Consider the following 14,083-nt stretch of genomic DNA (forward strand, 5'->3'; position numbering starts at 1 on the left):
GCACGTTAACGTTTTACAATTGCTTCGTCAAAATTCATTACCGTAGATGCCACCAGGGCCCAGGCCGCTGTTTCGGCGGCGGGCAAGCCCATAGGCACAGGGTATTCACCCACACTCAGCACCTGTCGGGCTTTTGCGGGCTTGTCACTGTACCGGCCGAGGGCATTTTTATACATTTCGGCCATTATTGTTTTTTCATCGCTTCGGGCACGACGGCTGATAAGAGATTGAAAAATAAAATCAACCATTGCGTCATTTTTAAGCCCTTTTTCCATGCCTCGCTGCGCCAGCACGCGGGCTGCCTCAAAAAACTGAGGATCGTTGAGGGTTACCAGTGATTGCAGCGGAGTACTTGTCTTCTGCCGTTTGATGACACAACTGAACCGATCCGGTGAATCAAAATTGACCATGGCCGGGTGCGGGGCATTGCGTTTCCAGAAGGTGTACATGCTTCTTCTGTACAAGTCTTTTCCGTGATCCTGCACATACCGGCTGTTAATTACATTACCGTTACCCAGCGCTTCCCATATACCGTCGGGCTGATAGATCTTTACACTCTTTCCGCCCACGGTTCTGTTGAGCAGGCCGGCTCCGGCCAGCACATTGTCGCGCACAATCTCGGCACTCATCCGATAAGTCGGATAACGGCTCAGAAGCAAATTGTCGGGGTCTTTTTCAAGGCTTGCCCGCGATGGTACAGAACTTTGGCGATACGTGGCTGACATGACCATTTCTTTCAGCAGCGCTTTGGTATTCCAATGCTGCCGGAACCTGAAGGACAGCCAATCCAATAATTCCGGATGAGTGGGCAGCGCCCCCTGATTGCCGAAGTCATCCGAAGAATTTACCAGCCCCCGGCCAAACATCATTTGCCAGTAACGGTTAACGGTCACCCGGGCAAAAAGCGGGTGTTCATCGCTTAACAGCCACTGTGCCAGTCCAAGCCGGTTGCGCGGAAGCCCTTTAGCCAGCGGCGGTAACTTATGAGGGACATCGGCGCTGACTTTCTCGCCCGGCGCGTCGTAGGCACCACGGTTGAGGACAAAGGAAGAGCGAGGGGTTTGCGTTTCACGGTAGATCATTACCTCCGGCTGCGTGCTCAGGATACGGTTTTCCGCCTCCCTAAGGGAACGAAGTGCCGCCTGGGTTTCGGCATAGGCGCGGTCAGAGGTTAGCCGATACCATTCCGCCCGCAGTTCACGCTGCTGAGGAGTAGGGCTAACGGCGGCAATCATTTGCTGAACGGCCTGTTTATCTCCGCCAAGGTACTGTATTTCGGCGCGGGAAAGAACGCGGTTATAGGCACTGAATTCATCCACGGCCACTCCCTTTATGCTCGCCTGAATACGGGAACCGATGCGGAATGCCTGTTGGGTTTTCAGCAGGTAATTTTCCCCGAACGTATATAACAGACTGCGTTCGAGCTGATCGTTAAGAACGGTAAACCCGAGTCGTTGACCGTCTGCATAGGCCGAGATTCCTTTCGCCGAACTGCTGCCGTCGTAGGTAAGCACCAAATGTTTCCACTGCCCTGGCGTGATTTTCTCCCTGCTCTTCATTTCGATGCCGTTGGCAGGGTAGGAATGAGCGAAAATAACCGACAGCGTGCGGTCCGGATTTAACTGCACGCAGTAACCCCGGTAGCCGTCAATCATGCCGTTCATGACGGTACCCAGCACAATACCGTTGGCAGCGCGGTCGAGAAGATTGAGCCAAATACTAATGCTGAATGGCTCAAAACGGTCAAAAAGCAACTTTTCGGTGTAGTTTACGGATTGTTCGTTTTCCAGCCGCAGGGCTTTTCCCACTTTTCCCGGAATGAAAGTTACGGGAGAATTGCCGCTGTTTTTAAATATTCCTTTAGCCCCGATATTTTTTACCTTTCCACCGGTAGTATCATCAAACCCATGCCGGGTCAGCAGCGCCGAATTCAGGGCTTTTTCCACCGTATTTTCATTGGCAACGGTCCGTACGGGCAGATCAGGATAGGAAGCCGTATTTTTACTGAGCTTGGCAATCCACTGCCGAATGGACTTTAGCGAATCTTCCGCCGAACGAGACAGCAATACCATGGAGGGCGAAGGCTCGCCGGCATGAGCCACCTCGCCAATTTCACGATTATTGTTAAAAAACGCATACAATCGGTAAAAGTCTTTTTGTGAAATGGGGTCATATTTGTGATCATGACAGCGTGCGCACTCCACACTGTGGGCCAGAAATGCTTTGCCGAACGTATTCACCCGGTCAATGACATACTCCGTACGATATTCTTCCGGGATAATGCCCACTTCTATATTTTGGGGGTGAAGCCTTAAAAAGCAGGTGGCCAGGAGCTGACGGCGGGTTGGGTTGGGTAACAGATCGCCCGCCAGTTGCCATTGGATAAACTTATCATACCGCAGATTTCGGTTGAATGCCTCAATGACCCAATCACGGTACGGAAATACATTCTGAAAGGGGTCGGACTGATAGCCGCGGGTATCGGCATAACGGGCCACGTCCAGCCAATTTGATGCAAGATGCTCGCCGAAATGCGGTGAGGCTATTAATCGGTTAACAACCTTTTCGTACGCATTTTTATCTTTATCATTTATGAAGGCGGTCTGTTCTTCCGGAGTGGGCGGCAGACCGGTCAAATCAAGTGATACCCTTCGCAGCAAAGTAGCCTTATCGGCCGGCAGACCCGGTTTTAACCCTTTTTCTTCCAGCTTTTTCAGAACAAATCGGTCAATATCATTAATGGCCCAAGCTTCATTTTTTACCTTCGGAACCTCAGGGTTTTCAATTTTGGACAATGACCAGTGCTCCTGCCATTCGGCCCCCTCTTTGATCCATTGAAGCAGAATAGCCTTTTCCTGCGTCGAGAGGGTAAGATGAGACCCGGGCGTGGGCATCACCATATCGGGGTCTGATGAGGTAATACGGTGAAAGACGTCACTTTTGGTAAGATTCCCTTTCACAATGGCTTTTCGGCCGCTTTCACATTCCTTGTCATACCCTTCGGGCACATCCAGCCGAAGGTTGGCCTTTTGTTTGTTTTTATCCGGTCCGTGACAGGCAAAACACCTGTCTGAAAGAATTGGCTTTACATGAATATTATAGTCAAGATGCTCGGGCAATTGCTCCATCGCCGTCTGAACATCGTTAGGTATTTCGGCAGTATCACACCCAATCGCGCAAAAACTTGCCCATCCAATCAGCAAAAAGTTTACAAAAGCGTTGTTTCTCATTGCTTTAACAGCTTTAATTCGATTGATTTTATTTTCTTTTCCCGTCCCGCTTTATACCCCAAAAAACCGTAAAAAACCAAGTAAGCATAACAAAGGACGGGGATAAAAAAAGAGTATTGTAAGCCATAAGCATCGGCAATGGCTCCCTGCAAAACAGGAAGTAAGGCCGCTCCTAAAATGGCCATGATCAACAAAGAAGACCCTTGTGAGGTATATTTTCCCAGCCCCGCAATCGCCAACGCAAAAATATTTGACCACAGAATTGAGTTGAACAGCCCGGCTCCAATCAAACACCACATAGCTATGGGGCCGGTGGTGAAAATCGCTGTCGAAATCAACACGACCAGAATGAATGAAAACACGCCTAACGTGCGGGCAGGCAGCGATGCGCCAACAAAAAAAGCGAGAAGGGTCAGTAATAAAAAGATGCTGTAAAAACCTGCCGTTGTCCAATCGGTCAGCAAGCCAATTGCTACAAAAGACACGAGCGGAATCAAAATCATCAGGCCTGTTTTTTGCGTCCTCGCTAATCCTGTACTTAACGAAACAGCCCCAATAAACCGACCGATCATCAAACCGCCCCAGTAAAACGCTACATACCGACTTCCCTGAGCTTCAGTCAATCCTGCAATTTCGGGCAGTTTGAAAAAATTAATCAACAAACTGCCTACGCCTACTTCTCCGCCCACATAGGTAAAAATGGCTAAAATGCCCAAAACTAAATGGGGGTACTTCAATGCCCTGGCTCCTTTTACCAATTCAGTTTCAGATTTGAAAGCAGGAAGTTTAATGAATCGAAAGACCAACGCCATTACAAAAAATACCCCGGCAAACAGCAGATACATCGTTTGGATGGTACTGCTTCCCAAATCAGCATCGGACGTTCCGGAATGACTGAATAAAAAGTAGCCTCCAATCAAAGGCGCAATCGTGGTGCCGAACGAATTAAGCCCCTGCGCCAAGTTTAACCGCCCCGAAGCACTTTCTTCCGAACCTAAAATGGCAACGTAAGGATTGGCGGCTATTTGCAAAAGCGTAAAACCCAAACCAAGACAAAACAAAGCCCCTAAAAACAGGCCATAGATCCGAAAACCAGCGGCCGGATAAAAAAGCAAACAGCCCGCAGCGGCGATCAGCAGCCCCCAAATGATACAGTCTTTATACCCGATTTTTTCTATTAAATCACCGTATTTTACCGAAGACAAAAAATACACCACTGACCCAATAAAGTACGCTCCGAAAAAAGCAAACTGTACGAGTGTCGCCTGCAGGTAATTCAGAACAAATTGGTGTTTGAGATAAGGAATAAGAATATCGTTGAGGCAGGTAATAAACCCCCAAATAAAAAATAGACCCGTAATGACACTAAAAGCAAAAACATTGCTTTGGGCCCGCTTATCTTTGGAATGTAATGCAGTTTTTGTGGGTAAAATTGCCATTTATTTAAGATTTTTAAGTTCATCGGCCAGCGAAGGGGGAGCCGCTGCCGCATCAGCCGCCCATTTCGTATTGGGATAGGCACCCATTGTAAACTCAATTTTTCCGTTGTTTACCAAATCAAAATGATTGAAATAAGCTTTGTTGTAAGCCTTACCGTTGAGCCTGACCGATTGAATGTATATGTTGTTTTTACTGAGATTTTTGGCCGTTATCTCCAGTATTTTTCCCGCTGGCAAATGAACCTTTGCACTTTTAAACAGGGGCGAACCGATGACGTACGTACCATCGCCGTGACGAACGGGGTAAAAACCCAACGCACTCAGTACATACCAGGCCGACATCTGCCCCGTATCGTCGTTGCCGCACAACCCCGTCGGTGAATTGTTATAAAGCGTTGTACGAATTTTGTCGACGTATTTTTGGGTTTTCCAGGGTTGCCCCAAGTAAGCATACATATAAGCCGTATGGTGGCTCGGCTCATTGCCGTGGGCGTATTGTCCGATCAAACCCGTAATGTCTCCCGATGTATTTTTACCGGCTATGTCCGATCTTAAGCTGAAGAGGGTATCCAGGCGGGCAATTAATTTTTCTTTGCCTCCCATGATTTGGGCAAGCCCTTTGACATCGTGCGGCACAAAAAAGCTCCACTGCCAGGCATTGCCTTCACAATAATCGTCCCGCCGGTGATTGGAAGCATAAGGATCAAAGGGGGTTCGCCAACTACCGTCGGCAAAACGACCCCGCATCAATTGCGATTCCTTACTGAATATATTGCGGTATGAAGAAGCCCGGTTGAGAAAGTACCGATAATCCGCTTTTTTATTAAGCATTTTGGCCATTTGCGCCAAACTCCAGTCATCGTAGGCGTATTCAAGGGTGCGCGCTACCGCCTCCATTTCCAGATCTGCCGGTACGTAGCCGTACTTTTTGTAATTTTTGAGTCCTACAAAATACCGCATCGAAAAGCCGGACGTATCTTTCATGGCGGAGGTTTTCATGGCCTCAAAAGCATGATCGGCATCATAGCCGCGAATGCCCTTAAAATAACTGTCGGAAATAATGGGAATACTGTGCAAACCCAGCATCTGAAAAGTCTCCTGCCCAGCCAGCACATTGATGGGCAATTGCCCGAAAACGTCGTAGTGTTTGAGAAAGGTTTTGACATAATCGTTGATCACATCGGGCTGCAGAAAACTCAGCAGCGGTACGGCTCCCCGAAATGTATCCCAAATACTGACCACCTGCCCGTAATAGGGGAAGTCAGCACGGTGTACTTTCATATCGGGCCCCCTGTACTTTCCGTCCACGTCCGAATACAGCATCGGATACATCAGCGTAAAATAGAGCGTCGAATAAAACGTGGATTTGTTGGCCTCATTTGCATCACTTATTTCAATGCGGGAAAGTTCTTTGTTCCACGCCTGCTGATTTTGCCTGATAACTTCTTCAAAATCCCATGCTTTGAGTTCTGAAGTAAGGTTTTTTTCCGCTCCCTCCATGTCTACGGACGAAAGGGCAGTTTTGATCAAAACCTGCTCCGTCGTGCCTGCTTCAAAATAAAATACCGCTTTTACGTCCGTTCCGGTCACTGACTGTTGATTGGTTTGGCGTTGATTTTTAAAAAATAAATCCACGCTTTTGATAGGCTTAGAGAACTTGGTATAGAAATAAACGTGCTGCTCCGGGGCAAAACCATTGGAGATTCGATAGCCTTTTACCGTATATTTATCCACTACTTCCAAATGCGACACGCGTACTGTATCATAACTGTCCTCTTTGACAATGGTACAAGCCCCCGTACTGCCGTATTTTAAATCAATAAGTAACCCCTGAGCGTCATTTTTTTGGTAGGAATATCTGTGAAAACCGCAGCGGGCAGTAGCTGTGAGTTCCGCTTTAATGCCGTAATCATCCAAAAAAACGCTGTAATGCCCGGGTTTGGCCTGCTCTCTGTCATGGGAGAATGCCGACTTTAACGCATAATCAGGATAGTTTGCTGCTCCGGCGGGGAGATTTCTGCCGTTGAGGGGTACAAAAAGCAAATCCAAAAAGTCGCCGCAACCCGCCCCGCTCTTGTGAACGTGGCTGAAACCAGTAATGGCTTTGTCGTCGTAATGATAACCGGAGCCGCTCATTTTGTTATAACCGGAACCACCCGTTCGGGTATCGGCTCCGAGTTGGACCATGCCGAAAGGGACGCTAACGATGGGACTTATACGTCCGTCGAATCCGGACCCCATTAACGGGTTGACGAGGTCAATCGGACGAGTGGACGGGGATTGGGCCACGGCACAGTAAACGGTGCCTAAAAACAGTGACAGTCGAAAAAAGCTTAATACATTCATTGATTTCCTTTGTTATAATCAGCCAGAAATTTTGCCAGACCGCTGTCGGTTAGCGGATGGTTGAGCAGTGCCGTAATGGCATTGAGCGGACAGGTTACTACGTCGGCTCCGAGTTCGGCGCATTTGAGAATATGAACGGGATGCCGTACGGAAGCAGCCAATACCTGCGTTTTAAATCCGTAATTCCGGTAGATGGTGATGATCTGCGCGATAAGTTGAATCCCGTCCATTGAAATATCATCCAGCCTTCCCACAAAGGGTGAAACGTAGGTGGCACCCGCTTTGGCAGCCAGCAGCGCCTGCCCGGCTGAAAAGACCAGCGTGCAGTTTGTTTTGATGCCACGGTCGCTGAGGGCTTTAATGGTTTTGATCCCCTCTTTGATCATGGGTATTTTGACGACAATTTTTGGGTCAATGTTGATGAGTTCTTCGGCTTCTCGAAGCATACCCGCACTGTCGGTGGATACCACCTCGGCACTTACATCGCCCTCCACAATGGCGCAAATGGCTTTATAATGCTCCAAAATGGTCTGTTTTCCAGTAATCCCTTCTTTGGCCATCAGGGAAGGGTTGGTGGTAACGCCATCAAGTACTCCGAGGTCATGCGCTTCCTGAATTTCCTTTAAGTTTGCCGTGTCTAAGAAAAATTTCATACTGAATGGAGAAAATAGATTCTATACAAAAGGAGAGGTACATCGTTTAACAAAAAGTAACCTCGGGAATTGAATTATTTTTGGAAATAACCGAAGGATTCCTGTACGGCTTCCCTGATTATCGTATCCTGCCGGCCTGACGGATGATTTGGAGGGCTTTGGGAGGGCGGTCAGTTCCCAGATAGTTCGTATGGTTGGTCAGCGGGCAGTTTATTCCTTTGTTGATAAACTTTGTGCTGTTACTGAAGTTGCGATGCACACGTATTTTGCCTTAAAATAGCCAATGCGAAAGTAGTACTGCCGCAAAGAACCTACTTCACCTGAACCTCCCGTAACTGCTCCCGTCGAATCACCGTTACGTCCAACGACGCTTTTCCTCGGTTCAAAGCAAATAATACCTCCTCGTATTTCAAATAGGTAAACTCACAAAACTCCGAGACCGATACGTGCGACTTAGACGGCTTTTGCTTCTCGCGTCGAATCTTTCGAATCAATCGGTAGGCCGAAGCCTCCGAACAGCCTAACATGGCTACAATGTCCGAAGCGTACAAAACAATTCGCAGGGGTGTCATAATCGGTCAGTTTAAGTCAGCAGTCACGCAAGCTAAAAATATTCTGTTTATAGGTGTTAAAGTTGTGTCAAAATTAACCAATCAACACCATGAAACGAATATTTTTCTGTCTTATCATTGCTCTGGCCACGCTCACAGCCCAAGCACAACTCCCGCTGATGCAGGGCCGCGTCGTACGCGTACTCGACGGCGACACCTTTGAATTGCTGCAAAACAGCGATGCAACAGGGGCTCAACGTATTCGTTGCCGCATCGTCGAAATTGACGCTCCCGAACGTGACCAATCCTTCGGGCGTGAGTCAGGCGACTCCCTGAAAGCCTTGCTTCTAAATCAATGTGTCACTTGTCGCCCCATTGCTCACGACCAATACCACCGTTGGCTGGTCAAAGTTACCCACCTTAATTACCACCCGGTAGCACTCGACAGCATCCTTATCTCGCGTGGTTGGGCTTGGTCGGTACGTGGTTGGAATACCAAAGGCTATCAGGCAGATGCCGATCCTGTGCAGGCCGATGCACGCTGGTTCGACCGCGGTCTGTGGAAATGTCACCATCCTGTCCCTCCATGGATTTGGCGCCGCTTCAAAGCCCCTGTCAAACGTCTTTATCAATGTCAATAACTTAAAAGAAATGGTCACTATCACCTACCTCACGGGCGAGAAACGCTTTTCCCTCGTTTACAATTATACCACCAAACGAAAAGCTGTTCGCAGCGCCAATCCGAAACCAAAGACGTTCCGTTCGCTGGCTACTCAGGTGATAAGAGCCCAAGGCAGAGGTAAAACCACTTTCTCTTGGCAGCATACCACGGACAACCCTGTACTGTCATTGGAAGGAAATGCAGCCGAGGCGTATCTCTATCGCTATGAGAATGGAAACCCGCTTACAGTCACCTCTGGGTCATTACTCCAGGTATTGCAGTATCTGTTTATGCTCTCAAAAAATGGCACGGAATACCACCGGAATGCCGTTAAAACCCTCCAAATCAACATTAACATTGCATAAAAACCCATGACAAACATCACTTATGATACTGCTGCCAAACAATTCATGTTGGCTTATTCTTATACCAATGCCAAAGGCAGAATGTTTAACGTCGCTCCCAAGCCGCGCGGCCTGACGGCCCTCACTAATCAGGTTCTCAAAGCCCAACAACGCTTGATTATTGAATTTGTCGCTAACATTACAAGTCAGGACCTTTCCACCCTCGATGCCGTGGCCACGGTGACAGGTTCAGGCAGTAATTTCATCGTGGCCATTATTGGCTACGGGGGAGAAGCCTCAAATTGGTCAACAGTAGGCGAAGCCCTGCGCGAACTGGTTCGTCTCGGCAAAGAATACTCCGACCCCAATTTCCGCAAAGCCCTCCGCAAAAAACGGTTCAGCCTGACACTCGGAGCATAAGCAGGTTAATAAGTGACCCAAGAAACCCCAACGGGCGTCAGCCCTGAATTTCCAGCGTTCCTATGAAGCACATTAGGGATTTCGGATAAAGTGCGAAGCACCCGAAAGACCGAAGTGATGAATGGGAACGCGAGGCCCAGAGGCGGGGACGCCCAGTCCCAGAGCGACACAACCAAACAAAACCCTCAGTAGCAGAAATACAAGAAATAAATCCCTACGAGTGACAAAAGGAGAAACTGCAAAACCTAAAATCAATTTTTTACTTTTTATACAACCCTCACAATTCATACTAAACAACATGCCCCCTTCGGGGGTGGGGGCTATCAACAGCACATGGCAAAAAACGTCGGAGTCGTTCAGTTACAAGGTAACCTCGGCAACCTAAACTTTACCAAAGACGGCCAAGTCCGTCAAAAACCTACCTCACGTCCTATCACGGCAGAGCGTACGTTGGAAAACAACAGCGAATTCAGTACCCAGGCAAAGGCCACTTCCCTGATTGGAGAAGCCTTCCGCACCTGCATCGCCAACGCCAAATCTTCCGATTGGCACAATCGTTTATCCAAAGTCACCCGTGAGGTGTTGAAACTTGATTTGACCAACCCACGCGGTCAGCGCGGCATCATTGACGACGAAACCTCGCTCTATCAGGGTTATGATTTCAACGGCAATGCTCCCATCGGCCGCGTATTGTACGCGCAGGTGTCCACTACCCTCGACCGCACCACGGGCGATTGTCAGGTCATTATTCCTGCGCTCACCCCTGCCGTGGCCATTGCTGCACCGCAGGGAGCTACCCACGTGCGTTACATTGCCTGTTCGTCCGAAGTGGATTTTGAGAACGGCAGCATCAAGGCGGCCAACGCGACCTCGGGATATACTACCCTTAACAATGCCCCACAAGCCGCCATACCACTTGCTGTGAACGTGGACGTTAATGCTGCTAAACCTATTTTCATCGGAGTGGGTCTGGAGTTTTATCAAGAGGTCAATGGTCAAAAGTACTTGTTACAAAATGGGCAATTTAACCCTTTTCAAATTGCCTCGGTAGATACGGGTATCCTGTAAAATCAAATTCACCTAATGAAAAAGCCGACTCATCATCGGCTTTTTTCATTAGGTGAATTCCGTGCTTTACCCGTCCATAATAGCAGCTATATCCCAGCGATAAGGCTTCTGACTTGTTTACGGTTTTCCAAGTTAACCATTCAAAACAAAAAAGGTCGCAGCCAACGGCCACGACCTTTCCGCATTACGGTTACCGAATATTTCTTCAAGAAAATCAAAGCCAATTTTAACGCTGTAGGCTGGGGACACACCACTTGGCATAAGAAAGGCTAAATCCCCCTGAATTGCTGTCGCTCGTATGCTTTCCAATCCACAGTCGTCTGACTGACCACCGCCGCTACTGCCCCTGCCGTCACCATATACCCTGCAATGGTTGTCACCACCACAGGCAGTGCCGCACCTGCGGTGAAAATCGTTGTTCCCACCATCCCTAAAACTAATCCCACATTCCGAATCACTCGGAAAAACTTGGGAGTAGGCGCTTTTACCCGCTCAAGTACATTCAAATCCGTGTTCTGCATAATCAGATAAATTTTAAGTATGACTGCCAATAGATAAAACTCAACTCGATGTTTCAACATGTTCATAAAAAGCCAAATCGAAGCAAACACTTCCTAACGTCAGGGTCATAAATCTAAAAAAGCGGTCGTGGCTTCGGTGCAATCCCAAACGAAACATGATCCGAAACCGTCGCCTCCTCCTTCTCCCTTAACTTCCGATGCACTCCTTCCCCTTTAACTTTTACAAAAGAAGGAGCCGAAGTATTGCCTCCAACTGTCACAAAGTCCTCCGTTTCTTCGTCGGAGTCCCACTCCAGTACCAGTTCTGAATGATACCGCACTCCACCTGTCCGCTGCCGCCATGCAAACACGGCTACATCTCCCGGTTGGGGTAGTTTCCTGCCACCCGACGGGCCGTTTCTCCAAATCACTCGATTGGGATAACGTATCCAGCTATATGCTACCGCAGGAGACTGTACGTTTGATTGGAGACCGCACTGTTGAAAGACCCATTCGATAAAAGCCCCACAATAAGGCGTACCTTCTGGCAAATGTAGAATTTTCAGATACTTCATTACCTGTCCCCCGTCATTCCTCCCCGTCCGCTCCCGTACCCGCGTCTGTGACAAAGCCGTCCTTACCAAACACTTCCGCAATTCGGCTCCCCCACTGGGGGCGGGGGGGGCTGTTACCACTTGACCGTAAGCACCATCACAAATCCCCAGAAAAAAAGCCCAATAAAAAAGCAGGTAACGCATATCAATTGCCATGGTTGAAGTTGTTGAAGATGAGTCGAAAAATCCTGTTCTGACGCGCGGTCATTAACAAAGTACTGGTGTAGATACGGCACAAAATACCGTAAAGCTTTTTCTACGAGTAACAACGCTGAGAAAAACACAATCACCGACAGCAATACTTTTTGAAAGCCTGCTATGTCAATCGGTCGCATTGAGAGGTCGTTGATAACAATATAATTGTACAGAAACCCTGCTGCCAAGAGCAAGAAAACCACCCACGACAAACTCTTTAAACGACCCACCGTGTTAGTTGGCATAGAGGAGGTAGGCTTTTCCCGGGCTCGTCGTTGTATCTCTTTGCGTTCCTCAATCAGTGCTGCCAAAGCATTGTGCTGATTCTCCAATTCTTCGATTGGTATTTCATCCATTTTGAGGTTTTTTGAAACTCCATTCAAACTCTCTGTTCGTTTCATAAAATTGTTTAGTTTGATTAATGTTATCCCTTGCAAACGATAGAAAAAGTCAACGGGCGTCAGCCCTTCATTTCCGGCTTATTGCATCCTCACTTCAGGAATTTCGGAAAAGCTTCGATAGCAGCCCGAAAGGTCAAAGTTCGAATACAACAAGCGAGACCGCCCAGACCTGAAGCGGCTTTGTCCTCACAAGCAGTGAAACAAAATAACTCCTCAAACCCATTCACAAAGAAACACGCGCCACAATTGCCCATTCCTGCCTAACAAATTCCGCTCAACCCCTATCATCCCTGACAGTCTCAACCCAACTACTGCACTAATCACTCTAATTTCGTCAAGCAGTTCTCCAAGCACTATATGCTTTTTGCTGACTGCTAACTGCTAACTGCCAAAACAATCGTTCACTTATTAACAGCTTCTTTTATGTCTTTTAATCCCTCACACGGTATCGCCATTTTACGCCATTGTGGCATTCATGTCAACATCGCTGGCGCACATTCACCCAACACCAGTATTTTTACTAATTGGGAAGAATTTTATCAATGGTTTCAGGACTACGTCACCAATCACCCCGATTCCCGCTTTCACCTCATTGGTTGCGGCGATGGCTATAACCTTGATGCCCCTTTTCGCATTGAATGGTTTGGCGCAGGTGTATGTCCCATTGAACACCGCAATACCTGCACCCTAAGCCGCTGGCATTACGAAACGAATCAGTATGTAGAAATCAACCCCGAACTGACCACCCATGGTACGGTAAAAGCCACGCTGGATCGCCTCCATTTTATCTATTGCAACGGCACCGAAGGCCACCGTACGGCCATCGCTACCTTCAACATAGACGCCGTCTTCATCAACTCCAACGGAACCGCTGTTTAGCCCTATAAAACAAGGAAAGCGGAGTATATACAACCTTAATGGGCGTCAGCCCTTCATTTCCAGCTCTCTCGTGAAGCACATTAGGAATTTGGGATAAGTTGCGGCAGCAACCCCAAAGGCCGCAGTGCTGAATGAGAGAGCGAGGGCCGTCCGCCCATGAGGACAACAACCAAGCTAAAGCAATAAAATAAGTCAATGCGAAGCAACCTACTCAAACCATCATCCTTATGCAATCCTTCCAATCCACAGTATCCCAAGTAAACCACCATCCCAGCCCTTATCACGGCTACGGCCTCGTCACCAACCCTAAGGGAATCAGCAGCCGCGTCAAGTTCAATGAAACAGCCATCTATAACCTCGGAAACCGTGACCAATTCGACTGGAACAAAACCTTCGGACTCAATGGCTCACAAATAGGCACCGAATGCCGATGGGGGTGGCGTTGGAATCTCGAAAAAAATACGCTGGAGTTGTACCCCTATGTGCGTATCAACAATACCATCCACTTCGACGACAGCCTCATTATCAGCAATATCCCGCTGCACGAGTGGTTAAACTTGAAGATTGAGTTAAAATCCGACCGCTACGTGTTCACCGCCAACGGCCAAGTCAAAGAAGTGTGGGCAGACATTGCCAACAAGTACAACGGCACGTGCAGTTTCAAGGTTCATCGTCACATTTGGTGAAAGTCGGGGTTTCCCATCAGGATGACTCTTTTGCGGAGCAACTCAAAACTCGCTCTTCCATACATCTGACGCTTGATATTTTTGAGCCTGTTTACC

15 protein-coding genes are annotated in these 14,083 nt (G+C 48.1%); 7 read left to right on the forward strand and 8 right to left on the reverse strand.

Going from position 1 to position 14,083, the window contains the following annotated elements; genetic code table 11:
* Window positions 1–5: 5 nt before the first annotated feature.
* The 5 genes from Q0081_RS07930 to Q0081_RS07950 all read right to left on the reverse strand — a co-directional run bounded on the left by Q0081_RS07930 (window position 6) and on the right by Q0081_RS07950 (window position 8,240).
* Window positions 6–3,230, reverse strand: coding sequence for a DUF1553 domain-containing protein (locus Q0081_RS07930; RefSeq protein ID WP_298351122.1), 3,225 nt, complete (start codon window positions 3,228–3,230; stop codon window positions 6–8).
* Window positions 3,227–4,669: a sugar MFS transporter gene (locus Q0081_RS07935; protein WP_298351124.1), complete on the reverse strand. Its 1,443-nt coding sequence runs from the start codon at window positions 4,667–4,669 to the stop codon at window positions 3,227–3,229. The genes Q0081_RS07930 and Q0081_RS07935 overlap by 4 nt, the downstream gene beginning before the upstream one ends.
* Window positions 4,670–7,015 (reverse strand): GH92 family glycosyl hydrolase, encoded by a 2,346-nt coding sequence (locus Q0081_RS07940; protein WP_298351127.1) that lies wholly within the window; start codon window positions 7,013–7,015, stop codon window positions 4,670–4,672.
* On the reverse strand, window positions 7,012–7,668 hold the full coding sequence (gene fsa / locus Q0081_RS07945) for a fructose-6-phosphate aldolase (protein WP_298351129.1): 657 nt from the start codon (window positions 7,666–7,668) through the stop codon (window positions 7,012–7,014). Before fsa ends, Q0081_RS07940 begins: the two co-directional genes overlap by 4 nt.
* Window positions 7,669–7,979: 311 nt before the next feature.
* Window positions 7,980–8,240 (reverse strand): hypothetical protein, encoded by a 261-nt coding sequence (locus tag Q0081_RS07950; protein WP_298351131.1) that lies wholly within the window; start codon window positions 8,238–8,240, stop codon window positions 7,980–7,982.
* Window positions 8,241–8,329: 89 nt separating this feature from the next.
* On the opposite strand from Q0081_RS07950, the gene Q0081_RS07955 reads away from it, so the two are divergent.
* From Q0081_RS07955 to Q0081_RS07975, 5 genes are all read left to right on the forward strand, one after another.
* A complete protein-coding gene (locus Q0081_RS07955) occupies window positions 8,330–8,860 on the forward strand; it encodes a thermonuclease family protein (protein WP_298351134.1) in 531 nt (176 codons plus the stop codon).
* Between the two features lie 10 nt (window positions 8,861–8,870).
* Window positions 8,871–9,245, forward strand: coding sequence for a hypothetical protein (locus tag Q0081_RS07960; protein ID WP_298351137.1), 375 nt, complete (start codon window positions 8,871–8,873; stop codon window positions 9,243–9,245).
* Window positions 9,246–9,251: 6 nt separating this feature from the next.
* Window positions 9,252–9,644 carry a hypothetical protein gene (locus Q0081_RS07965; RefSeq protein ID WP_298351140.1) on the forward strand — a complete coding sequence of 131 codons (393 nt, stop codon included), beginning with the start codon at window positions 9,252–9,254 and terminating at the stop codon, window positions 9,642–9,644.
* A gap of 333 nt (window positions 9,645–9,977) precedes the next feature.
* A complete protein-coding gene (locus Q0081_RS07970) occupies window positions 9,978–10,712 on the forward strand; it encodes a hypothetical protein (protein ID WP_298351143.1) in 735 nt (244 codons plus the stop codon).
* A gap of 15 nt (window positions 10,713–10,727) precedes the next feature.
* Entirely contained in the window at window positions 10,728–10,985 is a 258-nt protein-coding gene (locus tag Q0081_RS07975; RefSeq protein ID WP_298351145.1) for a hypothetical protein, read from the forward strand.
* On the opposite strand, the gene Q0081_RS07980 is transcribed toward Q0081_RS07975, so the two are convergent.
* From Q0081_RS07980 to Q0081_RS07990, 3 genes are all read right to left on the reverse strand, one after another.
* Window positions 10,982–11,233, reverse strand: a complete 252-nt coding sequence (locus Q0081_RS07980; RefSeq protein WP_298351148.1) for a hypothetical protein — start codon at window positions 11,231–11,233, stop codon at window positions 10,982–10,984. The two genes, Q0081_RS07975 and Q0081_RS07980, sit on opposite strands and share 4 nt — an antisense overlap.
* A 113-nt stretch (window positions 11,234–11,346) precedes the next feature.
* Window positions 11,347–11,970 carry a CHAP domain-containing protein gene (locus Q0081_RS07985; RefSeq protein ID WP_298351151.1) on the reverse strand — a complete coding sequence of 208 codons (624 nt, stop codon included), beginning with the start codon at window positions 11,968–11,970 and terminating at the stop codon, window positions 11,347–11,349.
* Window positions 11,901–12,422 carry a hypothetical protein gene (locus Q0081_RS07990; RefSeq protein WP_298351153.1) on the reverse strand — a complete coding sequence of 174 codons (522 nt, stop codon included), beginning with the start codon at window positions 12,420–12,422 and terminating at the stop codon, window positions 11,901–11,903. Before Q0081_RS07990 ends, Q0081_RS07985 begins: the two co-directional genes overlap by 70 nt.
* A 423-nt stretch (window positions 12,423–12,845) precedes the next feature.
* Here Q0081_RS07990 and Q0081_RS07995 point away from each other — a divergent pair, with 423 nt between their 5' ends.
* Entirely contained in the window at window positions 12,846–13,301 is a 456-nt protein-coding gene (locus tag Q0081_RS07995; protein ID WP_298351158.1) for a hypothetical protein, read from the forward strand.
* A gap of 227 nt (window positions 13,302–13,528) precedes the next feature.
* Window positions 13,529–13,987: a hypothetical protein gene (locus tag Q0081_RS08000; protein ID WP_298351162.1), complete on the forward strand. Its 459-nt coding sequence runs from the start codon at window positions 13,529–13,531 to the stop codon at window positions 13,985–13,987.
* The last annotated feature ends 96 nt before the right edge of the window (window positions 13,988–14,083 follow it).

It is taken from the genome of Runella sp. (assembly GCF_027484545.1).
In the GTDB taxonomy this organism is placed as follows: Bacteria; Bacteroidota; Bacteroidia; order Cytophagales; family Spirosomataceae; genus Runella.